We start from the raw sequence: 26312 nt of genomic DNA, 5'->3' as shown, positions 1-26312 counted from the left end.
ATTAAAAAAACGACAATATTTAGTTTAAAAACTAAATATTGTCGTTTTTTATTTTTAAATATTTTTTAATTTGACCAATGATAAAGTGGAATTTCTGGTTTATCATTAGTATTTTTTGCTATATCTTTGTTACTTACATCGTTCGAAAAGTTTCGTTGTTGTCTTTTTTCTTTATCTTTTTTAACATCCTGACTTGTCTTAATATGCTTCTTTTCCCAATTTAATAGAATTCTGTCCATGTATTTCAAACTATATGCCTGATTTAAAATAGCTTCCTTAAGCGCCATTAAGATGAGCTCTGGCTTGTAGTGATCTTGATCAATCCACATACTAATACTTTCTAACTCCATTGGCGATAAAGGACGCCCAAATTCAACTTCAATTTTCTCGTAGACGTCTTTTCGAGAATTATTTTTTTCAATAACCTCAACCTTTTCTTGTGTTCGCTGGTTTAAATTATTCAATTTTTCATATAATGCATTAAAATTAAATTGATCAGTACTATATCCATTAGGATCATCAATCGTTTTAATTGAAATTATTTTTTTTTCAATTAATTTCTGCAATAACGTATACGTCTCTTGGGTGGTTACGCCCATTTGACTGGCTATCTGATTCGTATCTGGAAATTTATTACCGGCCTGATTAAAACTTAGTAGATGAATCAAAAAAATTAGCTCATCACTTGTTAATCCAATTTTTCGATAATTTTGTAAAATCAAATTGGAAATATGTGTCTCTCCTGCCTCTAAAAATTGACTCATAAATTGATCCATAGTAAACCTCCTTCTTTATAGCAAAAGAACCTTAAACATTTTCGTGTTAAGGTTCTTTTTATCTACTTTATGGATAAATACGGTTTAATAAACGTGGGAATGGGATGGCTTCGCGAATATGCTCTTCACCTGTAATCCAAGTTGTTGCACGTTCTAGGCCAAGGCCAAATCCTGAATGAGGAACGCTACCATATCTTCTAAGATCCAAGTACCATTCGTAATCTTTTTCATTAAGTCCAGCTTTTTTAATTTGTGCAGTTAAGTTATCTAAATCCGTTTCACGTTCTGAACCACCGATAATTTCGCCGTAACCTTCAGGTGCTAATAAATCAGCACAGATAACAACGTCTTCTCTTGTTGGATGTGGTTTCATATAAAATGGTTTGATTGCTTTAGGGTAGTTTAAAACAAATACCGGCATGCTAAAATGTTCTGCCAAATAAGTTTCTTCAGGTGATCCAAAATCATCGCCCCATTTAGTATCAGGGAATTCACCAGAATTTTGTAACAACTCAACGGCTTCATCGTACGAAATTTTAGGGAACGGTGTTTTTGTATAACTTTTCAAGACTTCTTTATCTCTTTCGAGAATATCTAAGGCATAGTCACAATTATCTAAAACATTTTGTACTAAAAAGGCAATATATTGTTCTTGCACTTCAAGACTTTGCTCCTGATGCATAAATGCCATTTCGGGTTCAATCATCCAAAATTCAATCAAATGACGTCTTGTTTTAGATTTTTCAGCCCTAAAAGTTGGCCCGAATGAGAACACTTTGCCGAAAGCCATTGCGCCAGCTTCTTCGTATAATTGACCTGATTGTGATAAATAAGCATCTTTATCAAAATATTTCGTATGGAAGAGTTCAGTAGTCCCTTCTGGTGCGCTACCAGTCAAAATAGGAGCATCAATTTTAATAAATCCTTCTTTATTGAAAAATTCATATGTTGCGCGAATAATTTCATTTCTAATTTGCATAACGGCATATGGTTTCGTTGAACGTAACCATAAATGACGATGATCCATTAAAAACTCAGTTCCATGTTCTTTGGGTGTAATTGGATAATCTTGACTTTCACCAACTAATTCAAGTGATTTAACTTCAATCTCGTAACCAAATGGCGAACGTTTATCTTCATGAATTTCACCGATGACATATAGGCTGGATTCTTGATGTAATTCTTTTGCCATCTCGAAAGTTTCTTCGCTGACGTTACTTTTTACAACAACACCTTGGAAAAAGGCACTTCCGTCTCGTAATTGTAAAAATGCGATTTTACCGCTAGATCTTTTATTAGTGAGCCAAACACCGATTTTCACTTCTTCGTCTACATGGTTTTTAGCATCAATTATACTAATTGTTTTCAATAAACTTCCTCCTCATCACGATCTGAGTCTCAAGATCGATTCATTCCTTTTATAATATCATTAGTCGGATATGTTAGTCCATAAGACAATTAGATATTTTCGACAGATTTCAAAACTTTCCCATCTGAAAATTGAATCGTCTCATAACTAAGTTCCTTCTTCTTATTCAGATAACTGACTTCCCACGCGGGCACATCATTGTATATGCCAAGTCCAATATTTAATATCTTACTTGGGTTTTTTTTATCCCATATGTAAGTTAAAATATCATTCTTTGACTTCCCATTTGCTTGCGTTAGAACCTTAACCTTGCCGCCCTTTTGAGCAACAATCACATAAATTTTTTTATTTGCTTTTGTCGTTCCTGCAACGGTAAAGTAAGTCGCATCTCTATTATATCTATAAAATTCTGATTCTTTGTCTAAATTTGCATACTTTTTAGCAATTGTAACAGCCTCTTTTTCAGCAGTAACCATTGGCGATTTTGCCCGGCTGTACAAGATGAAAGCTCCCACTACAATAACAACTATAGCGCCAAGTATGGAAAGAAACATAATATTTTTTGATTTCTTTTGGGATCTTTGCATGTCTAATTACTCCTGTCTTAATTTTCTATTGCTCCATTATACCAGACATCTCATCCAGGCATTTAACTATCAAGATAAATCAAAAAATTCATTTAAATTATCGATAATATCCGACAATGGTTCGTTGAATATCGGTAGTTTGTCCGGCAACACACCAATCATTTGTTCGCCATAACTTTGGTTAACTAACCGACTATCTAAAACAACCATTACCCCTTTATCCGTCGATGTTCGAATTAATCTCCCGAAACCTTGCTTAAGCCTCATTGTAGCCCTTGGCAATGAGTATTCACTGAATACATCCCTGCCTTGTCCTTCAAATTCTTTTTCCTTCGCCTTAACGTTCAAAGATTCCGGTGATTCAAATGGTAACCTTGTCACAATTAATAGTTCTAACCTATCATTAGGCAAATCGATACCTTCCCAAAAACTACCTGTTCCCAACAAGATTGCATCTTTTCCTAATAAGAAACGCTTTGTTAATTTTTCAGGCCGTCCCGTAATTCCTTGAACTAACAGTTCACGGTCAATATGTAGTCCTTTTTTTGCTAATAATTCGTATACATTTGCAATTGTTTCAAGCGAATTAAAAAGAATCAAGGTTTGTCTACGTTGCGCCTTTATCAATTGATAAATTGAATCCGCCAAATATGATTCGTACATTTCTTTTGATGATCGAACATCAATCGAATCGTTTGCTATATACAATTTAGCCTGTTTACTATAGTCAAAAGGACTCCCCAGTTTTTCTATTTTGTAATTATCTTCTTGAATATCTAATTGATCAACAATATAATTTTTATTCCCGGGTAGTAGCAATGTCGCCCCAGTAAACGTTAAATGATTAAAATGTCGATAAATTGAATCAGATAGAAAATGAGTAGAATCTGCCAAACTAAATTCAAATTGCATTTTATCTGTTTGCCCATTAATCGGAAAACTTAACCAAAGTACTTTTTCATTCAATTTAGTTTCATTCTGGTCGAATACATTCCAAACCTCAAGTTCAGTGAATAACTGTTTAAAAAATCTATGAACTCGATTTAAAAGTTGATTCTCATCTCGACCAATCTGTTGTTGTTTTTTTGCCGCAATATAACGATTCTGCAGGATACCATCGCTTTTTTCTAGTAGAAGGACCATCTTTGAAACAGATTCAATTGCTATCTTATTTCTATTAATTAAATCAGCTAATTCCGTTGATTTTAAAATAAGTGCTTTATCATTCGTTTCATTTTTATTAACGGCATTTCTATTAATTCGTCGCCCATATTCCCTTGTGAACTGTCTAATCAACGTATCAATTGATTCACGTAACTTTCTAATATCGGCTAGTAACTGCCTGTTTTCGCCGACTGTCAAAAAATTAATTTCCATTAAATTATTAAACGAAAATTTCTGTGAACTTTGAATACTCGTTAAGAGTGAATCACATAAATTAATGATCTTCCAAAAGCGAATTCGCCCTTTATTTGCTTGTAATGCAACATCGGCCAGATGTTGTGCTTCGTCCACGATTAATTCAGGCGTATTTATCGTACGGTCTGAATTAAATAAATCAGGATGTTTCATTAAAAAGGCATGATTTGTAAAAACAATTGACGTTGATTCAACTTGCTTGTATAGCACATTAATAAAATCGACTTCAAAAAATTGATCGGTTAACATTAAACTTCCGACACCGCGATGTTTAATTTGATTAAAAATAGGATTTTGATAACTCGAAAGTCTTAACTCATCTAGGTCACCTGTCTTAGTAGCAGCTAACCATACCAAAATTCGGATTTTCATTAACGCTATCTGTCCAGACGTTTCCTTTTGAGTTAATTCTTTTTTAAACTCTGCCAGATTAATATAATGGTTACTTCCTTTTAGACTTATTGCCGACGTTCGAAAAGGTAACAACTTATTCAATAAGGGTAAGGACTGATTCATTAACTGAGTTTGAAGTAAGGTTGTTGCGCTACTAATAACAATTTGTTTTTGCTTTTGAGCATAGTAAGCAGCGGGAATTAAGTACCCAAGTGTTTTGCCAATTCCCGTTGGCGCCTCAATAATTAGCGTTCGTTTACGACTTTTCAAGTGGTTCGCGATTAAATCCATCATTTTAGCTTGTTCTGATCGCCAGCTCAACTGTGGTTCAATTATTTTTTTCTTATCGGTTTCATTTTCGGGATACTCATAATTAATTAAATTAAATGTCTGTTGTTTACTGCGCTGTAGAACAAGCCCACCAACAATGTGTTGCTCATCTGATAATCTTTCTTGGTTCGCTTGCTTTATGCCATATGCGTCAGTAAATAACTCTTTTGTGTCTCTTAACAAAAATGAACTCAATCGATTTATTTCAAATAAGGTTTCGCTTGGAATTTCCTCTAGTCGCTTCAATAAATAAATAAATAATTCGGCGGTTACATGGGCATCACTGTCAGCGTGATGCGGATTTTCATGAGTTAGATTTAAGTACTGACTTAAATCCTTCAATTTAAAACTAGGTGATGTCGGTAATAAAATCTGACTAAGTTGTACAGTATCAATACCCTTAATCATTAACGCGGGATAACCAACCCTCTCCAGTTCACTATTAATAAAAGGTAAGTCAAAATTAATATTATGCGCAACAAAAACAGTATCCTGAAGGATCGCATAAATGGTTGCAGCGACGTCCTCAAAATAAGTGGCTTTTCTAATTTGACGGTTTGTGATACCAGTTAACTCCGTGATTGCTTTTGGAATTGCCATCCCAGGATTAATATCAAATGAAAAAGAATTTATTATTTTATTTTTTTGAACCAAAACGCAGCCAAATTGGATCATTCGATCGCCTTTTTTTAGATTCGTTCCGGTCGTTTCGATATCCACTACGGCGTAAATCGTATTTTTATTCATTGCAGTCTATCACCAGTCTTTTTAAGTTAACGCTTCTATGTAATTCATTTTACCATATTGCTTAATAAATCCTATAATAAACCCAAAATCATTATAAATTTCCTAAGTTCCTCCAACACATTATAGCCATAACACTAATTTTAATGTATGATAATGGAAGTAAATTTATCCGGAGAGGACTCTTTTTTTGAACAATTCATCAGATAATTTAATGCCAAAATCAATTGGCACAAGTCATGCAAAAATTATACTAATCGGCGAACACTCCGTTGTTTATAGTCAACCGGCCATTGCGTTCCCTTTATCGAACGTTAAAATATCCGTTACCACAGAGGCCATAGCCGATAAACAGTGGATCACAAGTCGTTTTTATAGCGGTGAAATTAAAAATGTTCCTATGAATATGCACGGTATAAAAAAAGTCGTTCATTATATACTGAGCTTATTAAACAAACAAAAACAATCTTTCAAATTAACGATTGAAAGTGAAATTCCTTCTGAACGTGGGATGGGATCTTCCGCAGCAACAATAATTGCCATTATTCGAAGCCTTTATGCTTTTTTTAATACTGAAATTAGTCGTGAAGAACTTCTGTTTATTGCCAACATTGCAGAAACAACCACGCATGGTTCTCCCAGCGGAATTGATGCAGCAACCACAAGCAGTCATGAACCGATTTGGTTTATTAAACACAAAGAAGCATACTCCGTTCCATTGAATATAGAGGCCACTTTAGTGGTTGCAGATACAGGCATTAAAGGTCAAACGGGTTTAACAGTTGGACAAGTTCGAGATCGTGTCTTATCGAGTCCCGACGCAACTGAAAAAATAATTGCCGAACTGGGGCAACTAACGAGCATGGCTAAGTCCCAAATCACAACTGACGATGCCATCAGTTTAGGACATACCTTAACCAGATCACATGAATTATTAAAAGATTTAGGAGTCAGTCATCCGAAATTAGACTTTCTCGTTGAAACTAGCTTGTCAAACGGGGCTTTAGGTGCAAAACTTACTGGCGGCGGTGGCGGTGGTTGTATGATTGCCTTAGTTAAGACGCCGGAAGAAGCTCTTAATTTAAGCCATCTTTTGAATCGAAATGGTGCTATTTCGACCTGGATTCAACCCCTCACGAAGGAGTCTCAAGACATTGAAAAATAAAGTTTCGGCTCGAGCACATACTAATATTGCGCTCATTAAATACTGGGGTAAACAAGACCCAGATTTAATTATTCCTTACAATAATAGTCTCTCTTTAACATTAGAACATTTTTATACAGATACTACCGTCACTTTTGATGACACGTTATCTGAAGATACCTTCTTTTTGAACGATCAGCGTATAAATGATAAAAAAGTGTTTCATTTTTTAGATCTCGTTCGAGAGAAAGCACAAAAAAATGTTTTTGCCAAAGTAGAATCAACAAATCACGTCCCAACCTCGGCTGGACTTGCATCTTCAGCTAGCGCATACGCTGCCTTAGCTCTCGCAGCTAGTTCAGCAATTGGCTTACAATTAACTAAACGAGAATTGTCGCGCTTAGCACGACGTGGCTCTGGTTCAGCCAGTCGTTCTATTTTTGGTGGACTCGTTGAATGGGAAAAAGGGCACAACGATGAAGATTCTTTTGCCATCCCAATTGAAGAAAATGTTACTTGGGATATCCAAATGATTGCCATCATGATTAATAGTCATGAAAAAGAAATTGATTCTCGTTCTGGCATGCAACATTCCGTGGATACGTCCCCTTTTTATCACGACTGGGTCAAAACTACCGAACAAGATTTAATTAATATGAAGGATGCCATTTCGAAAAGGGACCTTGCCAAGGTCGGCCAAATTGCTGAAAATAACGCTATGAAAATGCACGCAACAACCCTTAGTGCTAATCCAAGTTTCACTTATTTTAATCCAGATAGTATTCGCGCAATGGATGCCGTAAAGAGCCTACGTAAAAGTGGTATTACCTGTTATTTTACAATGGATGCCGGCCCTAACGTTAAAATTATTTGTTCTAAAGCCGAAACACCTTATATTTTAAATAAACTAAGCCCTCTTTTTGGCGCAGATAATCTTTTAGTCGCCAAACCAGGACCAGGAGCAACGATTATCTAGCGTTACCTGGATTGAAAGGAATTGAGTTATTTGATAACCGCTAAAGCACCAGGAAAACTTTATATTGCGGGAGAATATGCAATTGTTGAACCCGGATCACCGGCAATTATCGTCGCCATCGATCAATTTGTGACAGTCACAATTAAAGAAAGTAAAGAAACTGGTAGTATTTCATCGGAACAATATCAAGAAAATTCTTTATCTTGGCATCGACGAGGAAACAAAATCATTTTTGATAACCGGGATAACCCTTTTCATTACATATTATCCGCAATACGTTTAACAGAATTGTACGCACAGTCTACTGGAAAACAGATGGTTAATTATCATGTCAATATTGATAGTGATTTAGATAGTACTGACGGTAAAAAATATGGCCTAGGTAGTTCTGCTGCGGTAACCGTAGCCACTGTTAGAGCCCTTTCGTTATTTTATAACTTAAAATTAACAGACGATGCTCTCTTTAAGTTGGCGTCTATGGCCCACCTAGATGTTCAAGGAAATGGCTCACTCGGGGATATCGCCGCAAGCGTCTACGGAGGTTGGATTGCTTACCATTCATTTGACCGGGACTGGTTAAGGATTATGAGACAAGATACACCATTAGTTGACCTGTTAACGATGAGCTGGCCAATGCTTTCAATTGAGCGTCTAGAACAACCTCATGACCTCGAATTGTTAATTGGTTGGACTGGTTCTCCGGCTTCAACATCTATTTTTGTAGATAAAATGGCTCTTTTTAAAGGAAAACAAAAATCAACATATCTTAAATTTTTAGAAGATTCAAAAAAATGTGTAAACGCTATGATTAAAGGTTTTGAGCGAAACGACTCAGCAATGATTCAAAAAGAAGTGACACATAATCGCTTGATTTTACAACATCTAGCCCACGCTAGTCAGATTGTAATTGAGACTACCGCCTTAACAGCGCTTTGCGATTTATCGGAATCACAGCACGCCGCCGCAAAAACATCAGGTGCAGGTGGTGGTGATTGCGGAATTGCCCTGGCAACTTCAAAAACAAATCGCAGCGCATTATTTAACGATTGGTTAAATAATGACATCCAACCTCTCGACATCAAAGTAACGTTATTAAATTAAGAAAGTAAGGAGTTCACTCATGGGTAAAGACGCTAATTTAATTCAAAGTCATAGAAAAGATGAGCATGTGTTTATTGCAGAAAAACTATTCACTGAAGAATCGAATAATCAATTAAACGAAATTAAACTTATTCCTTCAAATCTTCCTGAACTTTCCGTTAACGACATTCAATCAAGTGTCGAACTCCCTGATTTTTCTTTTAAATCTCCTTTTTATATTAATGCTATGACTGGTGGCAGTGAGCGGACTGGTATGTTGAATCAACAACTAGCCGAGGTGGCGGCGATTACAAATACAACAATTGCGACGGGGTCTCAAAGTATCGCTTTGAAAGACCCTTCCGTTGCACACACATTTAAAGTGTTACGTGAAAAAAATCCAAACGGAATTATCTTTTCCAATTTGAGCGCAAATGCTACCCTAGACCAAGCAAAAAAAGCCATCGATATGATTGATGCTAACGCAATCCAAATTCACATCAATGCTGCTCAGGAGATAGTTATGCCAGAAGGTGAACGTGAATTTTATTGGTTAAAAAATATCGAGACACTTGTAAATAAGCTTGAAGTTCCCGTTATTGTCAAAGAAGTCGGTTTTGGGATGTCCCATGAAACAGTAAGAAAACTATCTGATATTGGCGTCCGTTATGTTGATATTTCTGGTCATGGCGGTACAAATTTTGCGATGATTGAAAATGAACGTAGACATAATAAAGATTTTTCTTTTCTCAAAGACTGGGGTCTGTCAACTGCTGAAAGTCTTATTGATACAAGCTCATTTCAAAATAACTTAACCATCTTTGCTTCAGGTGGCGTTCGCACACCGTTAGATATTGTAAAATGTTTAGTTTTGGGTGCAAAAAGTGTTGGTTTATCAGGAACATTCTTACATATTCTTAATAAACAAGGTCAAGACGCCTTAACAGAAACTATTTTTGACTACCAAACAAAAATTAAAATGCTTATGACGCTACTTGGTGTCAAAAAGATAACCGATTTAACAGGCGTCAGATATATTTTATCGTCTGAGTTACAAAATTTTAAAAACCAAAAACAATAAAAAAACTTTAAATCAGTTAGCCTTTGCTAACAACGATTTAAAGTTTTTTTATTACTTATTCTGTTTAGTAACTTTCCTGTTAATTACAAAATAGAAAATGACAGACGCAATGATAAACAGACTACCCTCAAATTCGTATAGAATCATTGTATTTGTTTTAATTGAAAACTGCGATTGTCCAATAGCTGTCCCTAATAACCCACCAACCAAAAACGATCCCGTATAAATTAACAAATTATTCCAAATAATAAGTTTATTTGATTGTTTAATAAATTTCTGATTTCGAATTTGTTTGCTAACCCCCACAACCCAAATGTAAGTTGCAAGAGCAACGCCGGCGATTACTGCTAACAACCCAATTGTTTGTTGCCAGTGCCGACGAATCCATGAATGGTTAGTTAAAATAAGATCTGCCTTAACTTGTTTAGAAACAGTCGTATTAGCTAATTTTGAAGTTAATGTTGGCTTCGTCATTAAATCCTTTGAATCAAGTATAATGTTTGCATTTTCTGCCTTTAATTTACTTGGATTAGCGTCTGACATTGCAATAAAAATTTGATTATCTAACTCAGAATTGTATTTATCTCCCATAATCCCGATAACAGCAACATATTGACCATTTAATTTATAATATTGCTGGTGAAATGGTGAATACAGCGTCTTGCTAACGTTTCGCCCTACCACAGCAACTGGCACCTCTGATAAGAAATCATTGCTTGAGAAAAAAGTCCCAGAAACCATAGGTGGCTGTTCATAACTACCTTTCGCGTAAAAATAAGAAACATTTTTCTTATTTTTCACCTGATAATGGATTTGAAAATCAGATATTTTTTTTGAATTAACTAATGTCGTATTATAGTTATCCAAATTTTGTTCCTTTGTTTTAAGAACATACGCATTTTCAGAAAGATTATGGTTATCTAATTTTGTAATTAAATCCTTTTCCTGCATCTTAAAAAATAAAAAAGTAGTGAAAAATGTGAGTAATAAAATAACCACTATGAATATGTATCGTCTTCGCATCATGAACTCAGTTACCCCTTAACTTTTAATGTACACCCAATGCCATCTTCGCGTATCTTGACATACGATCAATTGACCAAGCTGGACTCCAGATAAATTGCACAGTTACCTTTTGTATTTCAAGAATTGGTTTTAAAGCATCTTCAACTAAATCCGATAAAATCCCTGTCAAAGGGCAACCCATTGTTGTTAAAGTCATTTGTACATTACAATTATTGTCATTATCTAACTCTATTTCGTAAACTAACCCCAAATTAATAATATCCATATCCAATTCAGGATCCATAACTTTTTCTAAACGCGCTAAAATATCTTGCTTAATTATTTCTATATTTCGTCTCTCTGCCATAGGATTAACCTCCTCTTGAAGAACTAATATTTACAGTTTATCGTTTATATTTTGGCAATGCAATCAATTATTTTAATGTTATTAAACTCTTTACCATTGTAAAAAAGTAATTGTACTAGAATTCAGTACGGTTATATGATATTTTAGATTAAGTTAATGGAGGACATAAACATATGAATAAAAAGTTAATTACAATTGATTTAGATGGTACCACTTTAAATAATAAGGCGGAAGTTAGTTCAACCACAAAAAAAGTACTTAGCCAAGCAACTGCCGAAGGCCACATTGTCAGTATTGTGACAGGTCGCCCTTATCGAATCTCAAAACAAATATATGATTCATTAGGCTTAACAACACCAATGATTAATTTTAATGGTGCATTGGCTCATATTCCTCATAAAAATTGGGATAAATCATATGAATATACAATTAATCGCGATATTGTTTTTGATATCCTGAATTCAAGGAAAGAACTTGGTATTAACATGTTGGCTGCTGAAGGAAAACATATGCTCCTAGCAGATAACACAAGTCAATTAGTTGAAGGTTTTTTCCCGCAAGCTTTAAAATCAAATCAGATTCTTAATCAACAGAACCTGCAACATGATCCAACATCGATTACTATGTTTGTTGATCAAGACAAAAAGCAATTAATTACGGATAGATTACTAAAAAAATATGGCGATGTGATTGAAGTAAACACTTGGGGTGGCCCAAAAGCAGTCCTTGAAGTTGTTTCAAAGGGTATCCAAAAGGCCGTTGGCGTTTCATACCTGGCTGATTACTATGGTATCGCGCAGAAAGATATTGTTGCCTTTGGTGATGAAAGTAACGATAAAGAAATGCTTTCATATGCCGGTTGGGGTGTTGCTATGCAAAATGGTACTCCTGAAATTAGAGGATTAGCTAATGATGTCACTACATTAAATAATCAAGAAAATGGACTTGCCCACTATCTAGAAGATTACTTAAACTTAGCTAAATAATATTTATTGCTGGACCAATGTTGGTCTAGCTTTTTTTGTAAAAAAATGACCTACGGATATTAATATCCATAGGTCATTTTTAATAGTGATTAGTTTTCGTCACTTTTTAAAACACCGCCAACACTATAACGATCTTTTCGCATTTCATTTAAAATAACATGAATGTGTTCTGCAGGTGCCCCAGTATTTTTTGCGACAACATCGGTAACATCTTTAACTAAATTTTTAAGCTGGTCTTGCGAGCGTCCTTCAATTAAATCAATATTTACAATAGGCATAATAATTCTCCCTTCTTATTTCGTTAATTGTTCTCTTCGCAATAATTCTTGTTGATCCGAGTTCAAGAAGTTACCTTCAATGTCAGCCGTATTAACTAAATTTATAAAGGCATTTGGATCAACTTCTCTAATTCTCATTTTTAAATTATATAATTCATAACGTGTAATAACTAACATTAACACTTTGCTATTCTCGTTTGAGAATGCCCCTTTTGAATCAATAACTGTAATCCCACGGATTAATGATTTTTGTAACGTGCTAATAATGACATCGGCCTTTTTTGTAACAACAAAGGCCGTTAATTTTTCATGAGAAGTATGGATGCTGTCAACAACTCGTGACATAGCGTAATTCGAAATAATTGTATAAAGAGCACTTTCCCAACTAAAATAAAAACCCGCCGTTAAAATAATGATCATATTCGTTAGCAACATTAATGAGCCAACCGTTCGTCCTGTTGTTTTAGTAAGAACTAGCGCAATAATATCCATACCACCAGTTGAAAATCCATATTTCAATGCAAATCCAACACCCGCACCTGTTATCACTCCCCCAAATAATGCTGCCATTAATGGGTTAGTTGATAATTGATGTACCGGTAAAATGATAGTAAAAATTGTTGTCACTGCAACGGTCAAAATACTGTAGTACGTAAAGGTGCGACCAATTTTATACCAACCTAAAATACCAATCGGAATATTTATTAACATAATTAAATAACCAGTGCCTATTTTAATATGAAATAAGTCATTAAAGATGGCAGAAATTAACTGAGCAATACCATTTGCGCCAGCACCAAAAATATTTCCAGGAATCAGAAAGAAATTAAGTGCTAAGGCAATCAATAAGCCGGAAAATCCGATCATGCCTAATCGTTTACTTGTATCAGAAATTGGTAACTTCATAAATTTTCCTCCTTAATATGTGATTCTATTTATTTTACCTTTTATTAGATAAAATTATTAATAAAATGAGAAATCTCTCATTTAATTTTTCTATTAAACTAACATTATACAAGGTAACCGGTTTATTTTGATTATTTATTCTCATATGGCGTTCAAAATGACAATTAAATGATAAAATGGTGATATATAAATTTATCCATTAGGAGGAGAAATATCCATGACAACGGACCCTTTCAATTTTTCAGCATGTACAAGCGTTTTAGCTGGTTCTAAAGCTACCGCAGACGGGTCAACATTTATTGGGCGTAATGAAGATGCTAAGACGGCTTGGCCAAAACATTTTATTGTTCACCCACATACAGAATTTGACCAATCTCCTTTATTTGAATCACCTGATAATCAATTTAAAATGGCATTACCAAAAATTCGTGGAAAATATTCATCAACACCTGAATGGACTCCTGATTTTGGCGTTTTTGAAGAAGACGGATTTAATGAATTCGGTGTCGCCATGAGTGCAACTGAGAGTGCCTACGCTAATAGTCGCGTCCTAAGTTATGATCCTTTGCTACCTGAAAATGGTATTGGTGAAGAAGCTATTGTTACCATCACACTTCCCTACATCCACTCTGCAAGAGAAGGTGTCAGCTATCTTGGAGCCTTAATTGAGAAATACGGTTCAAGCGAAACAAATGGTGTTTTATTCTCAGATAAAAAAGATGTTTGGTATATGGAAATTGCAACTGGTCACCATTGGGTTGCTCAACGCATTCCAGATGATTCATATGCCGTTGTTGCCAATCAGTTAGCCATTCAAGAAATTGATTTTACTGATTCTACGAATTTTATGTTCAGCACTGGTATTCAAGAATTCGTTACTGATAATCATCTAAATAATCAAAGAGACTCATTTAATTTTAGAAATATATTTGGAACGCATGACCAATCTGATGCTATCTACAGCACACCAAGAGTTTGGTATGGCCAACTACTTTTAACGCCATCATCTGAAACCCAAGATCCTATGAGTATGGACCTCCCATTCATCCGTCAAGCGGATAACTTAATTCAACTTGAAGACTTGGAACAAATCCTCGGGTCACACTACCAGGGAACCCAATATGATCCAATTGGTTCAGGGTCAACCCAAGATAAACATAAATTTAGACCCGTTAGTTTAGCAAAAACACAAGAATCACATATTCTACAAATTAATCCAGCATTACCTTTTGAAATTGGTGGTATTCACTGGCTATCAATGGGTGTCACGGCTCAAAGCGTTTATGTGCCTTTCTTCGCTGGTATCACGGATACGCCAGAAAATTACAAAATTGGTACCGATATGTATGACGATAAATCTACTTATTGGTTATACAAACAGTTGGGTATTTTAATTGATTCCCATTACTTAGAATTTGGGCCTTTACTAAAGGATTTACAAAAAGAACTAACTAGCCAATTTAACGCTAACGTAAAATCAATTCAGTCGAAATCTATTTCAAAAAACAACGCAGATCTTACTGATTTTTTAACTAAAGAAAATCTAAAAATTGCCAGCGATGCCGAGATTAAAGTTAAAGCCTTAATTGGCAAACTAATCACCCTGTCCACTGACTTTTCACCATTAAATTTCAAAACTGATCAAAACTTATAAATATAAGAAACTGAAAGGAATTACAAAGTCTAATGGACAAACAAAAGAAGATTTCTCTAACAAGTTTTATTTTAATGATATTTACAACAATTTTTGGATTTGCTAACACGCCCGTCGCTTTCATTCAAATGGGATATGCCAGTATTATTTGGTACGTTTTAGCCGCATTTTTCTTTTTCTTACCAACTGCTCTAATGTTCGCTGAATATGGTTCAGCACTAAATGAATCAAAGGGCGGCATCTACTCTTGGTTAGCAGAATCAATTGGCCCTAAACTTGCTTTCATGGGGACCTTCATCTGGCTTTTCTCATGGATTGTCTGGATGGTATCAATTGCTTCTAAGGTTTGGATTCCACTTTCTACAATATTTGCTGGAAGTGATCAAACTCAGTCTTGGGCAATCTTTGGTTTATCGTCTACACAGACTATTGGTATCCTTGCTATTCTATGGATTGTAATGGTTACATTTGTTGCAAGTCGAGGAATCAGCAGTATTGCTAAGATTTCTTCCATTGGTGGTATTGCAATTCTAGGCTTAAATGCCTTATTCCTGATACTAAGTGTTATCATCTTAATCGTTAATCATGGTGCGTTACAAGAACCATGGCACGGTATGACCAGCATTATTACTTCTAGAAATCCTAACTATCAATCACCTATTGCCTTAGTTTCATTTATTGTTTTTGCTATTTTCGCATACGGTGGTATGGAATCAGTTAGTGGTGTCACAGACAGTATCAAAAATCCCAAAAAGAATTTTCCGAAAGGATTAATCGTTTCGACCTTACTGATTCTTTTTGCTTATTCCATCTCAATCTTCTTCTGGGGAGTTAGTACAAATTGGAGTAAACTTGGTGGTCAAAATGCTAACTTGGGTAATATTTCTTATGTCTTAATGGAGAACCTTGGTAATTTTGCCGGTCAAAGCTTCGGCATGAGTGCTAGTGCCTCTACGATTTTGGGTCATACCCTTGCCAGAATTACTGGTTTAAGCATGTTTATGGCCTACACAGGCGCTTTCTTTGTACTTATCTACTCACCACTTAAATCTTTCATTCTTGGAACGCCAAAGGAAATATGGACACCAAGAATGACTAAATTGAACAAACACAACATTCCTGAATTTGCAATGTGGGTTCAAGCTATAGTCGTAATCGTAATCATCATGGCCGTATCATTCGGTGGTTCAAATTCAACATTATTTTATTCAAAATTAACGTTAATGGGTAATATCTCAACCTCTGTTCCTTACCTATTCCTAATTGGTGCATTTCCATTTTTCAAAAAACGCCAAGATTTAAATCGACCTTTTGAAGTGTATAAAAATAAAACCATGACAAATATTATTACTATTTTCGTCTGGTTAGTTCTAGCATTTGGAATTATCTTCACAGTCATCAGTGACTCATTAAGTAACGCCCTTTGGATGGTCGCTGGTCCCGTTATTTCTGGATTAGTTGCCTTCCTTTACTACTCTCGTTATGAACGAAAGTTAAAAAATAAATAAAAAAATGACGTAAACAAGAAATTGTTTACGTCATTTTTATTAATTCTTAGCAAAATTTTCTAATTTAACTGTACCCGTTAATAGACCTGAATTATCACCATGCAACGATAACGTGTTAAATCTCTCATTAATCAAGAGTTGCATATTTTCGTCCATATAGGTCTTACTATATCCTTTTACTCTGACTGGCCCTAAATCAGACTCGATGATTTCATCATATGCCTCACTATCATTTTGACTGTTGACAATCAATAATCTGAAGCTCGAATCCAATGAACATGTTCCCGCTTTTGATAAAGCACCAACACCGTCATCAAAATCAAGCAAAATATCCGAATCATCACCAACAAGTTTCATAATTTTCTTCTTTGCATCTTCACTAGCTTTTAAATACATAAGATTACCACCTTTCTTTAATAACTATATTGTACACCATCTATTATTCATGACAACTATACCGACTTCAAATGTCGTGGTATGATAACCTTAATTAGAAAGTGAGGCACATTATGACCACAATTAATTTAACTAAAAATAGTTACGGTACTCAATTAAAGTTTGAGCGTTCACATTCAACAATCCAATTTAACGTGAATGTGGTCCCCACAGAAAAAGTAACTGCTCTTTTTTTAACGCATTTCTCAATAGACGCACAAGAAAAAATTCTCTCATCAAAACTTATGACTGATTTACCTATTTACTTGTCAAAGGAAGCATTTGAATTGAGACAACAACTTATTTTATTAGGTGAACTTGAAAAAACACAATTAAATTATAAGATTATCCCAGTTAACATACCCGTAATTATAGATGATTTTACGATTACGGCCTTAATGTCAGATTCTATATATACTGGATCTCTAGCATTTTTAATCGAAGATGATGACCGCAAACGAGTTTTCTTTACAGGCGATACAAGGCTAAACGGGCCCCGTAAGAAGAGAACAAAAAAATGGATCCACCATATAAATCAATCACCATTAGACACTCTAATCTTGGATACTAATCACGAACCGAACGTTAATAATTATACTGAAATTACAATTCTGGACCACCTCAATAAACAACTTAAAATAAACGATCTAACAGCCATCACTTTACCTAATGAAAATCTTCATTTAGTTTACAGTTTAACCGTCCTAGCTAAAAAATTAGATAAAATAGTTGTTCTTAATTCCAAGTTAAATCACTTATTAGCTTACTTTTATCCCGAATCAAAAACTATATTATTAGATAGTTCCAGTATTCCGGTAATTAAAAATGATCCCGCTAAATATATTTTAATCAACGTTAAAGATGTCTCAGATTCATTTACCATAACGCCCAAAAATAGATATGTTCTCGCAGATTATTTTGAAGACAACAAAAATAAAAATGCACTTTCCATTAGTTCACATCTATCTCAATTAGATGTACATGAGCTTTTAAATAGATTATCAGTCAGTCCTAAACAACTAATCGTAATGGACCCAAATTTTACCGATAATACGGTATCTTACTAACATTTATTTATGGTATGCTTACTTAATCATTTAAAAGGACGTGAATCAGTTGGTTTTAACTTATTTTAAAAATCCAAAAAAACATGAGTTATTTTTAACGGTATTACTAGGAACATTAAGCGCGTTTGGGCCACTTTCAATGGACATGTATTTACCTGCTTTACCGGTTATCCAACAACATCTACATACAAATGCGTCCCTTACTCAACTAACAATTACCACCTGTTTATTAGGGTTAGCGCTTGGTCAATTAATCGTAGGCCCATATAGCGATAAAATAGGCCGTAGAAAACCTTTATTGTGGGGTTTAGTCTTATTCGCCGTCACATCTGTCATTGCAGCAACAAGCCAAAATATCACTATTTTAATTGCTATACGCTTACTGCAAGGATTAGCTGGATCTGCTGGTCTTGTTATTTCGCGGGCAATTGCCCGTGATCTATATTCCGGTAAAAAGTTAACAAAGTTCTTCTCTCTTTTAATGGCAGTGAATGGTATTTTCCCAATCATATCGCCAATAATTGGTAGCTTCATCTTAAAATTTACATCTTGGCGTGGTATCTTTGTTATTCTAACCATCATTGGCCTATTGCTATTCTTTGTCGTATTAATAACCTTACCTGAAACAAATGAAGTTACACTCTCTAAATCTAAATCAGAAGCTGCTCTTGATTCGACAGGTAACATTCTTAAAAATTTGATCTCTGATAAATTTTTCTTAAGTTACGCTTTGATTCAAGGATTCATTTCTGGTGCAATGTTCTGTTATATTTCAGGATCTTCATTTGTTTTACAAAATCTATTCGGTTTATCATCAAACATGTTTAGTTTGGTATATGCAATCAATGGATTCGGTATTGTTTTAATGTCTCAGCTAAGTTCCCGAATTTCAGATAGTTTTTCCGAAAATACTGGGCTTAAATTGGGTGTTTATCTCGCATTACTTGGAAGCTTGTTATTAACAATATCACTGTTCATCAGTAATTCACTACCTTTAGTATTAATTAGTTTATTCCTCATTGTCTCAATGGTAGGACTTGTCAATACCACGGCATTTTCATTAGCAATGCAAAAACAAGGCCAACATGCCGGAAGTGCATCCGCCGTTTTAGGCGTAGGTATGAATCTGGTTGGAAGTATCCTGTCACCGTTTGTTGGCATCATGGGTGACCATTCGTATATTCCAATGACCATCTTAATTTTAATTTGCGAATTTTTTGCATTAATCATTTATTTAAGTATTTCTAGAAAGAAAGTAGAAATTTAACTTTTTCAAAAAAGCGACGACAACCTTCTCAATTAAGTTGGTTGTCGTCGCCTTTTTATTTTTCTTCATACAATGGTTCCAGATTGTTCATCGTCAAGTGCGTTTCTAATTCAGATTTATTTTCTGAATGTAATAACGAATAAATAATATATGCATCTCGCTTATTTTTTGCGTATAATTGTGAATAGTTACTTTGTTTCAACAAGATATTCATTTCTTCTAGAGACAATTCAAATCCAAATCCTAACGAAATTAGTGCATTTCTATTCGGATTACGTCGTCCATCAAACCATTGATACGCGGAACTTGCATTTAAATCAGCACGTCTAATAACATCAATTTTTTTTGTTTTTTTTAATTTTAATAAATTTTTTAAATGTCCCGCTGCATCGCTTGGGATAAATTGATAATTATTTAAATGATCACTTGAGTCTGCATTTTTTATTTGATTAATAAACTCACTAGTATTTTTATCCATTATATTAGTACTCCCTACAACTATAATTTTTGAAAGGTTGAGATATTTTGACATTTCCTTCAGATGACACAATAGAAACTCTGCTACTTTCCCAAGATTATCAAGTTATCAGTAGGCTTAAAAGTGACTCACCAAGTCCATTGCTTGTTAAAAAAAGATCACAAATTTTTGTCGCTAAATTGATTTCTGACAATGACTTACAATTAGTTACTGCTTACAACAATAAAATACCACGTCATATGCCAAAAATTGTTGAAATAATTACGGAGCCAACACTTAAAATGACAATTGAGGAATACATATCCGGCTCAACACTAACCGATGTCGTAAATATCACACCCTTAACCTTCCAACAAATAATTAAGCTTGCCACTCAATTATTAGATAGCCTTTCGGACCTACATGAAATAAGTATTTTACATCGTGATATTACATTGACTAACATTATTCAAACTACAGACGGCAACTACCAATTAATTGATATTCATGCAGCCAGAATCTATAAGGGCGATTTACAGAGTGATACCGTCCATTTAGGAACAATTGGATTTGCTTCACCGGAACATTTTGGTTTTGCGGAAACAGATGTTAGAAGTGATATTTATTCACTGGGAGTTGTTTTAAATTTAGTGTTATTACAATCAAATCTAGATTTAACCGGCTCAAAAGTTAAAAATCTAAGATTCGTCATTGAAAAAGCAACCCAAATTGATCCGGCACAACGTTTTCAGACAATTAGTGACATGCAACAAGCGTTAACTTCCAAAAAAAAATCGAAACCAATGTTCACCATTTTAGATTGGACGGTCTATATTCTTTTTATCATATCACTTCTTTCTGAATTTAATCTCAACAATTTGGCTGAAACAGGATTTAATTGGGTAATTGTTTCCACTTTAATGCTCCTTCCGTATCTTTTTTTCAGATATTTAGCTTATTTTAATCGAATTAAACCAATCAATTATTTCACAAATGGTACTTTTTCATTAAAAATAATCGGAATAATCCTGTTTATCATCATCTGGTTTACTATTAATGGCTTCCTGCTGACAACAATTGCAACATTATTAAAAATTAAAATACAATAAAATACATCTAAGAAAGATTTATTTTTCTTAGATGTATTTTATTATTTTAAATTAACTTTGAATTTAGCAGCCTTATCAAACGAAACTAAAGGTGAAAATTGGAGTTCAATCTGTCCAAGTTCATCCGTCCCATATGCAGCCGTTACATCCATTTGCTTGCCTGCAGCAACTGCATCTAATGTTGTATTTAATGCGTATGAATCCAGTTTCTTGTTATCAGGTCCATAAGCCTCTAAATCTGTTCCAACTGGAACGTCATCCTCCGATTGATTATCAACCGTATATTTAACGATAAAAACGTTCTTTGGTTTTGTATCAGCGTATTCATTACGTTCTGTAGTCGTTTGGACACTCGTTAATTTATAGGTAACTTTCCCCACTTTAACAGAATCGCCAATTTTATAAAATTGTGTCGTTTTTTTAGTCGATTGCGTGCTTGAACCAACCTTTTCTCCCCCATTTGAAGAACCACTACTTGATACTGAAATTCCAGCAATAACTAAGATAATGATTAAAATCCAAAACCAAACTCGTTTATAGAATGGTTTCTTCTTAACATACGTATTCCCATCCGCATCTGTTATTTTTTTTGCCAAATTAATACACTCCTTCTAAATTAAACTCTTATTACTTTTTTAAGTATAATAAATTAACAATTAAAAAACGTCTGCATTTTGCATAGTTTTTAAATTTTTCCATTTATTTTAAAATGCACAAATAAAAAAAAGTATTATTAGCTTGCGTTATTTATTCAACGTAACCCGATAATACTTTTTCCATTATTATTTATTAATCTTCGTCAGTCCCAGCTTTATTTGACATTCTGGGCAGTAACCATGTGTTTCAACATGTGTACTTTCAATTAGATAACCACTTTTTTGTTCTGCCTCACGCTCTGCCTCATGAAAAGTTAATTCTGTGAATATATCCGTTATCTTCCCACAATTAAGACAAATAGCGTGATAATGTGGAATGCCGAAATAATCATAACGCATTTTACCATCATCACCATTTGATAATTCGATAACTAATTTTTGAGCAACCAGTATTTGTAACGTATTATACACGGTCGCTATGCCGAGGCCTACGCTACCATCTTTAATACCATTAAAAATTTGTTCAACAGATGGATGATTATGTTGCGTAACCAAGTATTCAAGAATTACCTTTCGTTGTGGCGTAATCCTTATACCACGATCTTTTAAAATATCCAATGCTTGTTCTAAATTCTTATCAGTCAATTCAACGACCCCCGTTTTCTCGATTAGCTACAACCATTATCGCATAATTTATAAAATTTATGGACATTATCGATTAATTTAGTTTATAATGATTATATATTTAGAATCATTATAACAAAGGAGAGTTGTTTATGTCTAAAAAAATATCTTTATCGCAGAAAATAAATGTTTTAAGAGCGGGTGTCATGGGTGCCAACGATGGCATTCTCTCAGTCGCTGGAATTGTTATTGGTGTCGCCGGTGCCACCAGTAATAATTTTTCAATTTTCATTTCAGGTATCGCTGGTATGTTAGCCGGTACGGTTTCTATGGCAATGGGAGAATATGTTTCCGTAAGTACTCAAAAAGATTCACAAGAAGTTGCCACGGCTGATTCAGAATTTAATTTAAAAAATAATTACGATGATGAATACGCATTTGTTTATAAAAAATATTTAAAAACCGGAATTTCATCAACGTTAGCCTCAAAAGCAACAACAGAAATGATGACTGCCAACCCGCTAACGACTATCGTCCGTGAAAAATATGGTTTTAACCCCGAGGTTTACACAGATCCTTATGCAGCCGCCATTGCGTCAATGATTTCTTTCCCTATTGGGTCTTTACTACCCTTGCTAGCCATCACCATGTTCCCCGCTAAATTTAAAGTTACGGCCACATTTATTTCCGTTATTATCGCACTTGCCATTACTGGATTTAGTGCTGCTACTTTAGGTAATTCAAACCGTTCAAAAGCCATTATTCGTAATATCATTTCTGGCGTCTTAACTATGTTAGTTACATATTTCATCGGAACCTTATTCGCGCACTAAGAAAGGACACTTTATTTATGACAACTGAAACAAAAATTAATACCAAAAAATATAAAACAATGGATGAAAAACTCAATTCACTTCGCGCAGGTATACTAGGTTCTAACGATGGTATTTTAACCGTCGTTGGCGTTTTGTTCAGTGTTGCCGCCGCTACAACAAATAACTTTATTATTTTCATTGCAGGACTCACCGATTTAATTGCCTGCGCATTCTCGATGGCAGCCGGCGAGTACGCCTCAGTTAGTTCACAAAGTGATACCGAAAAAGCAGCCGTCGCCGTTGAACAACAAAGAATGCTGACAAACCGCGCAACTCAAATTGAAGAAGTTCAATCCTTTTACGCTTCAAAGGGTGTCTCTCAAGCAACGTCTCTTGAGATTGCAACAGAATTAATGCAGAAAAAACCATTAGAAACCATTATTAGCGTTAAATACGGACTTGAATTAGGACACTATATGAATCCCTGGGATGCTGCTTTTTCTTCATTTATTTCTGCGGCACTAGGTGGCATCTTCCCATTATTAGCTATTATCATTTTACCAAGTAATTGGAAAATGGTGGGCACAATAATTGCTGTTTCCATAGCCGTAGCCCTAACAGCATTTATTAGTTCTAAATTAGGGGATGGTAAAATTAAAGTTGCCATCATTCGAAATATTATTATTGGATTCATCACAATGCTCATTCATTATGGTATCGGACAGTTCTTTTAAACGCATTATTCTATTTAATTCATAAAAAAATCCAAGTAACTACCCACATAACGGTTAGAATAAAACACTTCCGTTTAAAGTAACTACTTGGATTTTTTGTTTCTATCCGGACCAATTATCCCTGAATAGAAAATAAGTACTATCAAAATTTTATTATTATTTTAACAATTCCTTCAACGCTTCGGGGAAAGGCGTCAAATCGTGACCTAGTGCTTTCTCAAAGTCTGTTGAATTAACGTCTAATTGCCCGTCCTTAATATCATATTGAAAAGACAAGAAGATTTCTGCAACATTTTCAGGTAATCCGACAGCCATTAAACTATCAATGAACACCTGATCACTACCAGAAATCACTTCTAATTTCTTTCCTGTCCCTTTTTCCAATGCTTCAGCGAGTTCCACGTAAGTTGTTGGCTTACGTGATAATTCAAGTACTTCCGGGAAATCGGATCCAGCGAGTGCCTTCGCACCAACCTCAGCATATTCACGTTTCAATGCCCATCCCGTCTTACCTTCTCCCGCAGCGTACACAAATTTACCACTAGCCATAGCAGCTCCAATAATAGGCATTTCGTTTTCTAGGTACCAGTTGTTACGTAGAAAAGTATGCGCAATTCCAGAATCTTTAATTAGCTTTTCCGTAAATCGATGATCACCTGAAAGACCGCTCTTAGAGTTATCTGCATCTGGAAAACTTGTATATGCAATATATGACACACCCGCTTCTTTTGCAGCACTCACAACATTTTTTTGATTAGCTTGTCGATTATCAGTACCCATTGAAACAAAAAGCAATCGATCAATACCCGTCAAGGCTTCCTTCATTGATACCTCATCAGAATATGTACCAATGCGAACGTGATAACCAGCATCTTTCAGTGCCTGACCTTTTTCTTCGCTACGAGCCAACACGTAAGTCTCTGAGATTGGAACTAACTCCTTTAAAACCTTCAATGCATAACTACCGTAACCACCAGTTGCACCCGTTACTAAATATGTCATATTAATCGCCCCTTAAATCATATTTTATATTACCTGTACATTTATTTATCACAGGTATAGAATAATACCTATCGAGCAAATAGTCAAGACTTACATTTAAGGAGGAGCATTAATATCATGAAATATTCAGTCCAATTTAGCGATGCAATTCATATTCTTGCATATATTGAAATGTCGCAAGGAACAAATCTTTTATCCAGTCAAAATATCGCAGATAGTGTTGAAACGAATCCATCAAATGTCAGAAAAATTATGAGTCTTTTAAAAAAATCTAATTTGATTATAACCACTAATGGGCAGGCCGGGGCATTACTTGCAAAGTCACCCAAAGAAATTAGTTTATTAGATATCTATAAAAGTATCGAAAATGATACCAATTTAATTCAAGTGGATCCTAAAACAAATTCTGCCTGCTTTGTCGGTGGTAACATTCAAGATGTTTTATCCGAACAATATGCGTTACTTCAAGAAACTATTGAGAAAGAAATGAGTCAGATAATGTTGTCTAGTATTATTCATCAAATAGCAACATTGGAGACAGATCGTAGACCTGAAAATTCTGAGATTATGATGCCGTTTGTTTGAGATGTGGTAGTCTAGGTTTTTTTAGTGACTCAAATCTTATCAGATGTATAATAAAAATGGATTCAAGAAGGGTAACTAACACCCTTCTTGAATCCATTTTTTACAGGTATAACTTATAAACTCATTGATTTGATACTCTTCTAAAACGGGTTAGCTTCATTATTTAAAAACAAAGAAGCTAATAAAATCATTGATTTGATACTCTTCTAAAACATAAAGGTTCATTCAGTCGTGATGAAATTTGCTAATAAACTCATTGATTTGATACTCTTCTAAAACCGTTCAATATATTCAATAAGTAACTGACGTGCTAATAAACTCATTGATTTGATACTCTTCTAAAACTCATTACGATGTTAAAAACGTTGAAGAGAAGCTAATAAACTCATTGATTTGATACTCTTCTAAAACCCGCCATTTAATACTAGTGAATCACTGGCCGCTAATAAACTCATTGATTTGATACTCTTCTAAAACAATGGGTCTATTTCAAAATGGAACGAAAGTGCTAATAAACTCATTGATTTGATACTCTTCTAAAACTATCCGTCAATACTAATGCCAGCTTCAACTGCTAATAAACTCATTGATTTGATACTCTTCTAAAACCAAGACACAATTGATGAATATGATTTATATGCTAATAAACTCATTGATTTGATACTCTTCTAAAACGATTTCGTTGCAAATCTGTAATCATCGATTGCTAATAAACTCATTGATTTGATACTCTTCTAAAACTTTTTATAACGAACAAATTTATCAATTGGCGCTAATAAACTCATTGATTTGATACTCTTCTAAAACTCATGCGTATAGTAATCGCCAAATGTTTCGGCTAATAAACTCATTGATTTGATACTCTTCTAAAACACAGTTGTATTCACTAATCATATTACTATAGCTAATAAACTCATTGATTTGATACTCTTCTAAAACATTAAATTATTATTAATTAAATAATTATAAGCTAATAAACTCATTGATTTGATACTCTTCTAAAACGGATTATTCAGGA

The 26312-nt window shown here is 34.5% G+C and carries 26 protein-coding genes and 1 CRISPR repeat array (1 of these 27 running past the window's edge); of the genes, 13 read left to right on the top strand and 13 right to left on the bottom strand.

Translation table 11 applies throughout. From position 1 onward, the window contains the following. Positions 1-65 precede the first annotated feature (65 nt). The 4 genes from N0K73_RS05035 to N0K73_RS05020 form a co-directional block, all read right to left on the bottom strand. On the bottom strand, positions 66-776 hold the full coding sequence (locus N0K73_RS05035; RefSeq protein WP_112249783.1) for a DnaD domain protein: 711 nt from the start codon (positions 774-776) through the stop codon (positions 66-68). A gap of 67 nt (positions 777-843) precedes the next feature. Then, a complete protein-coding gene (gene asnS, locus N0K73_RS05030) occupies positions 844-2145 on the bottom strand; it encodes an asparagine--tRNA ligase (RefSeq protein ID WP_112249781.1) in 1302 nt (433 codons plus the stop codon). An 89-nt stretch (positions 2146-2234) separates the two neighbouring features. Then, positions 2235-2732 carry a cell wall elongation regulator TseB-like domain-containing protein gene (locus N0K73_RS05025; protein ID WP_112249778.1) on the bottom strand — a complete coding sequence of 166 codons (498 nt, stop codon included), beginning with the start codon at positions 2730-2732 and terminating at the stop codon, positions 2235-2237. A gap of 69 nt (positions 2733-2801) precedes the next feature. After that, positions 2802-5621, bottom strand: a complete 2820-nt coding sequence (locus tag N0K73_RS05020) for a helicase C-terminal domain-containing protein (protein ID WP_112249776.1) — start codon at positions 5619-5621, stop codon at positions 2802-2804. 187 nt (positions 5622-5808) lie between these two features. Here N0K73_RS05020 and mvk point away from each other — a divergent pair, with 187 nt between their 5' ends. Genes mvk through fni form a run of 4 tightly spaced genes read left to right on the top strand, consistent with a single transcriptional unit; the run spans position 5809 to position 9899 of the window. Continuing rightward, positions 5809-6783 (top strand): mevalonate kinase, encoded by a 975-nt coding sequence (mvk, locus tag N0K73_RS05015; protein ID WP_225416473.1) that lies wholly within the window; start codon positions 5809-5811, stop codon positions 6781-6783. After that, on the top strand, positions 6773-7738 hold the full coding sequence (gene mvaD / locus N0K73_RS05010) for a diphosphomevalonate decarboxylase (RefSeq protein WP_112249774.1): 966 nt from the start codon (positions 6773-6775) through the stop codon (positions 7736-7738). The genes mvk and mvaD overlap by 11 nt, the downstream gene beginning before the upstream one ends. A 30-nt stretch (positions 7739-7768) precedes the next feature. Beyond that, positions 7769-8839, top strand: a complete 1071-nt coding sequence (locus N0K73_RS05005) for a phosphomevalonate kinase (protein WP_112249772.1) — start codon at positions 7769-7771, stop codon at positions 8837-8839. A gap of 19 nt (positions 8840-8858) precedes the next feature. Continuing rightward, positions 8859-9899, top strand: coding sequence for a type 2 isopentenyl-diphosphate Delta-isomerase (gene fni / locus N0K73_RS05000; RefSeq protein WP_112249770.1), 1041 nt, complete (start codon positions 8859-8861; stop codon positions 9897-9899). A 51-nt stretch (positions 9900-9950) separates the two neighbouring features. On the opposite strand, the gene N0K73_RS04995 is transcribed toward fni, so the two are convergent. Continuing rightward, a complete protein-coding gene (locus tag N0K73_RS04995; protein ID WP_112249768.1) occupies positions 9951-10925 on the bottom strand; it encodes an ABC transporter permease in 975 nt (324 codons plus the stop codon). Positions 10926-10947: 22 nt separating this feature from the next. Next, the gene (locus N0K73_RS04990; RefSeq protein WP_057973486.1) at positions 10948-11271 is read right to left on the bottom strand and encodes a metal-sulfur cluster assembly factor; all 324 of its coding nucleotides are present in this window, start codon (positions 11269-11271) and stop codon (positions 10948-10950) included. A gap of 173 nt (positions 11272-11444) precedes the next feature. Between N0K73_RS04990 and N0K73_RS04985 the strand changes: the two genes are divergently transcribed. Further along, the gene (locus N0K73_RS04985; protein WP_057973485.1) at positions 11445-12257 is read left to right on the top strand and encodes a Cof-type HAD-IIB family hydrolase; all 813 of its coding nucleotides are present in this window, start codon (positions 11445-11447) and stop codon (positions 12255-12257) included. Between the two features lie 89 nt (positions 12258-12346). Here the strand turns inward: N0K73_RS04985 and thmT are convergent, their stop codons facing one another. Continuing rightward, entirely contained in the window at positions 12347-12535 is a 189-nt protein-coding gene (thmT, locus tag N0K73_RS04980) for a 2-hydroxymuconate tautomerase (RefSeq protein WP_057973484.1), read from the bottom strand. 15 nt (positions 12536-12550) lie between these two features. Then, positions 12551-13441 (bottom strand): YitT family protein, encoded by an 891-nt coding sequence (locus N0K73_RS04975; protein ID WP_057973483.1) that lies wholly within the window; start codon positions 13439-13441, stop codon positions 12551-12553. 217 nt (positions 13442-13658) lie between these two features. On the opposite strand from N0K73_RS04975, the gene N0K73_RS04970 reads away from it, so the two are divergent. Both N0K73_RS04970 and yjeM read left to right on the top strand, forming a co-directional pair. Further along, the gene (locus tag N0K73_RS04970; RefSeq protein WP_112249766.1) at positions 13659-15095 is read left to right on the top strand and encodes a C69 family dipeptidase; all 1437 of its coding nucleotides are present in this window, start codon (positions 13659-13661) and stop codon (positions 15093-15095) included. Between the two features lie 32 nt (positions 15096-15127). Further along, complete coding sequence (gene yjeM / locus N0K73_RS04965; protein WP_112249764.1) at positions 15128-16603, top strand: glutamate/gamma-aminobutyrate family transporter YjeM; 1476 nt, start codon at positions 15128-15130, stop codon at positions 16601-16603. A gap of 39 nt (positions 16604-16642) precedes the next feature. On the opposite strand, the gene N0K73_RS04960 is transcribed toward yjeM, so the two are convergent. Then, positions 16643-16999, bottom strand: coding sequence for an iron-sulfur cluster biosynthesis family protein (locus tag N0K73_RS04960; RefSeq protein WP_057973480.1), 357 nt, complete (start codon positions 16997-16999; stop codon positions 16643-16645). 113 nt (positions 17000-17112) lie between these two features. On the opposite strand from N0K73_RS04960, the gene N0K73_RS04955 reads away from it, so the two are divergent. Continuing rightward, entirely contained in the window at positions 17113-18105 is a 993-nt protein-coding gene (locus N0K73_RS04955) for an MBL fold metallo-hydrolase (RefSeq protein ID WP_112249762.1), read from the top strand. A 49-nt stretch (positions 18106-18154) separates the two neighbouring features. Further along, on the top strand, positions 18155-19372 hold the full coding sequence (locus N0K73_RS04950; RefSeq protein ID WP_112249760.1) for a multidrug effflux MFS transporter: 1218 nt from the start codon (positions 18155-18157) through the stop codon (positions 19370-19372). A gap of 55 nt (positions 19373-19427) precedes the next feature. Here the strand turns inward: N0K73_RS04950 and N0K73_RS04945 are convergent, their stop codons facing one another. Next, positions 19428-19850, bottom strand: a complete 423-nt coding sequence (locus tag N0K73_RS04945; protein WP_057973477.1) for a hypothetical protein — start codon at positions 19848-19850, stop codon at positions 19428-19430. 47 nt (positions 19851-19897) lie between these two features. On the opposite strand from N0K73_RS04945, the gene N0K73_RS04940 reads away from it, so the two are divergent. After that, a complete protein-coding gene (locus tag N0K73_RS04940) occupies positions 19898-20938 on the top strand; it encodes a protein kinase domain-containing protein (protein WP_112249758.1) in 1041 nt (346 codons plus the stop codon). A 41-nt stretch (positions 20939-20979) separates the two neighbouring features. Here the strand turns inward: N0K73_RS04940 and N0K73_RS04935 are convergent, their stop codons facing one another. Then, a complete protein-coding gene (locus N0K73_RS04935) occupies positions 20980-21534 on the bottom strand; it encodes a DUF4352 domain-containing protein (protein WP_057973475.1) in 555 nt (184 codons plus the stop codon). A 186-nt stretch (positions 21535-21720) separates the two neighbouring features. After that, positions 21721-22179, bottom strand: a complete 459-nt coding sequence (locus tag N0K73_RS04930) for a Fur family transcriptional regulator (protein ID WP_057973474.1) — start codon at positions 22177-22179, stop codon at positions 21721-21723. A 131-nt stretch (positions 22180-22310) separates the two neighbouring features. On the opposite strand from N0K73_RS04930, the gene N0K73_RS04925 reads away from it, so the two are divergent. Then, complete coding sequence (locus tag N0K73_RS04925; RefSeq protein WP_057973473.1) at positions 22311-22991, top strand: VIT1/CCC1 transporter family protein; 681 nt, start codon at positions 22311-22313, stop codon at positions 22989-22991. A 17-nt stretch (positions 22992-23008) separates the two neighbouring features. After that, positions 23009-23707: a VIT1/CCC1 transporter family protein gene (locus N0K73_RS04920; RefSeq protein ID WP_112249756.1), complete on the top strand. Its 699-nt coding sequence runs from the start codon at positions 23009-23011 to the stop codon at positions 23705-23707. Between the two features lie 156 nt (positions 23708-23863). On the opposite strand, the gene N0K73_RS04915 is transcribed toward N0K73_RS04920, so the two are convergent. Continuing rightward, complete coding sequence (locus N0K73_RS04915; protein ID WP_112249754.1) at positions 23864-24709, bottom strand: SDR family oxidoreductase; 846 nt, start codon at positions 24707-24709, stop codon at positions 23864-23866. A 117-nt stretch (positions 24710-24826) separates the two neighbouring features. Here N0K73_RS04915 and N0K73_RS04910 point away from each other — a divergent pair, with 117 nt between their 5' ends. Beyond that, positions 24827-25294 carry an Rrf2 family transcriptional regulator gene (locus N0K73_RS04910; protein ID WP_112249752.1) on the top strand — a complete coding sequence of 156 codons (468 nt, stop codon included), beginning with the start codon at positions 24827-24829 and terminating at the stop codon, positions 25292-25294. A gap of 111 nt (positions 25295-25405) precedes the next feature. Further along, positions 25406-26312: direct repeats of the CRISPR family, unit length 36 nt; unit sequence GCTAATAAACTCATTGATTTGATACTCTTCTAAAAC (it continues 1307 nt past the right edge of the window).

The organism is Dellaglioa algida (assembly GCF_030127605.1).
In the GTDB taxonomy this organism is placed as follows: Bacteria; Bacillota; Bacilli; order Lactobacillales; family Lactobacillaceae; genus Dellaglioa; species Dellaglioa algida.
The sequence above is the reverse complement of the archived record's forward strand: the minus strand, read 5'-3'. Positions and strand labels throughout refer to the sequence as shown.

Bases quoted from the DNA above. Each gene is read 5' to 3' on its own strand.
- N0K73_RS05035 (WP_112249783.1), bottom strand. From the start codon at position 776: ATGGATCAATTTATGAGTCAATTTTTAGAGGCAGGAGAGACACATATT.
- N0K73_RS05025 (WP_112249778.1), bottom strand. From the start codon at position 2,732: ATGCAAAGATCCCAAAAGAAATCAAAAAATATTATGTTTCTTTCCATA.
- N0K73_RS05020 (WP_112249776.1), bottom strand. From the start codon at position 5,621: ATGAATAAAAATACGATTTACGCCGTAGTGGATATCGAAACGACCGGA.
- fni (WP_112249770.1), top strand. From the start codon at position 8,859: ATGGGTAAAGACGCTAATTTAATTCAAAGTCATAGAAAAGATGAGCAT.
- N0K73_RS04995 (WP_112249768.1), bottom strand. From the start codon at position 10,925: ATGATGCGAAGACGATACATATTCATAGTGGTTATTTTATTACTCACA.
- N0K73_RS04990 (WP_057973486.1), bottom strand. From the start codon at position 11,271: ATGGCAGAGAGACGAAATATAGAAATAATTAAGCAAGATATTTTAGCG.
- N0K73_RS04985 (WP_057973485.1), top strand. From the start codon at position 11,445: ATGAATAAAAAGTTAATTACAATTGATTTAGATGGTACCACTTTAAAT.
- thmT (WP_057973484.1), bottom strand. From the start codon at position 12,535: ATGCCTATTGTAAATATTGATTTAATTGAAGGACGCTCGCAAGACCAG.
- N0K73_RS04975 (WP_057973483.1), bottom strand. From the start codon at position 13,441: ATGAAGTTACCAATTTCTGATACAAGTAAACGATTAGGCATGATCGGA.
- N0K73_RS04970 (WP_112249766.1), top strand. From the start codon at position 13,659: ATGACAACGGACCCTTTCAATTTTTCAGCATGTACAAGCGTTTTAGCT.
- yjeM (WP_112249764.1), top strand. From the start codon at position 15,128: ATGGACAAACAAAAGAAGATTTCTCTAACAAGTTTTATTTTAATGATA.
- N0K73_RS04960 (WP_057973480.1), bottom strand. From the start codon at position 16,999: ATGTATTTAAAAGCTAGTGAAGATGCAAAGAAGAAAATTATGAAACTT.
- N0K73_RS04955 (WP_112249762.1), top strand. From the start codon at position 17,113: ATGACCACAATTAATTTAACTAAAAATAGTTACGGTACTCAATTAAAG.
- N0K73_RS04945 (WP_057973477.1), bottom strand. From the start codon at position 19,850: ATGGATAAAAATACTAGTGAGTTTATTAATCAAATAAAAAATGCAGAC.
- N0K73_RS04925 (WP_057973473.1), top strand. From the start codon at position 22,311: ATGTCTAAAAAAATATCTTTATCGCAGAAAATAAATGTTTTAAGAGCG.
- N0K73_RS04920 (WP_112249756.1), top strand. From the start codon at position 23,009: ATGACAACTGAAACAAAAATTAATACCAAAAAATATAAAACAATGGAT.
- N0K73_RS04915 (WP_112249754.1), bottom strand. From the start codon at position 24,709: ATGACATATTTAGTAACGGGTGCAACTGGTGGTTACGGTAGTTATGCA.
- N0K73_RS04910 (WP_112249752.1), top strand. From the start codon at position 24,827: ATGAAATATTCAGTCCAATTTAGCGATGCAATTCATATTCTTGCATAT.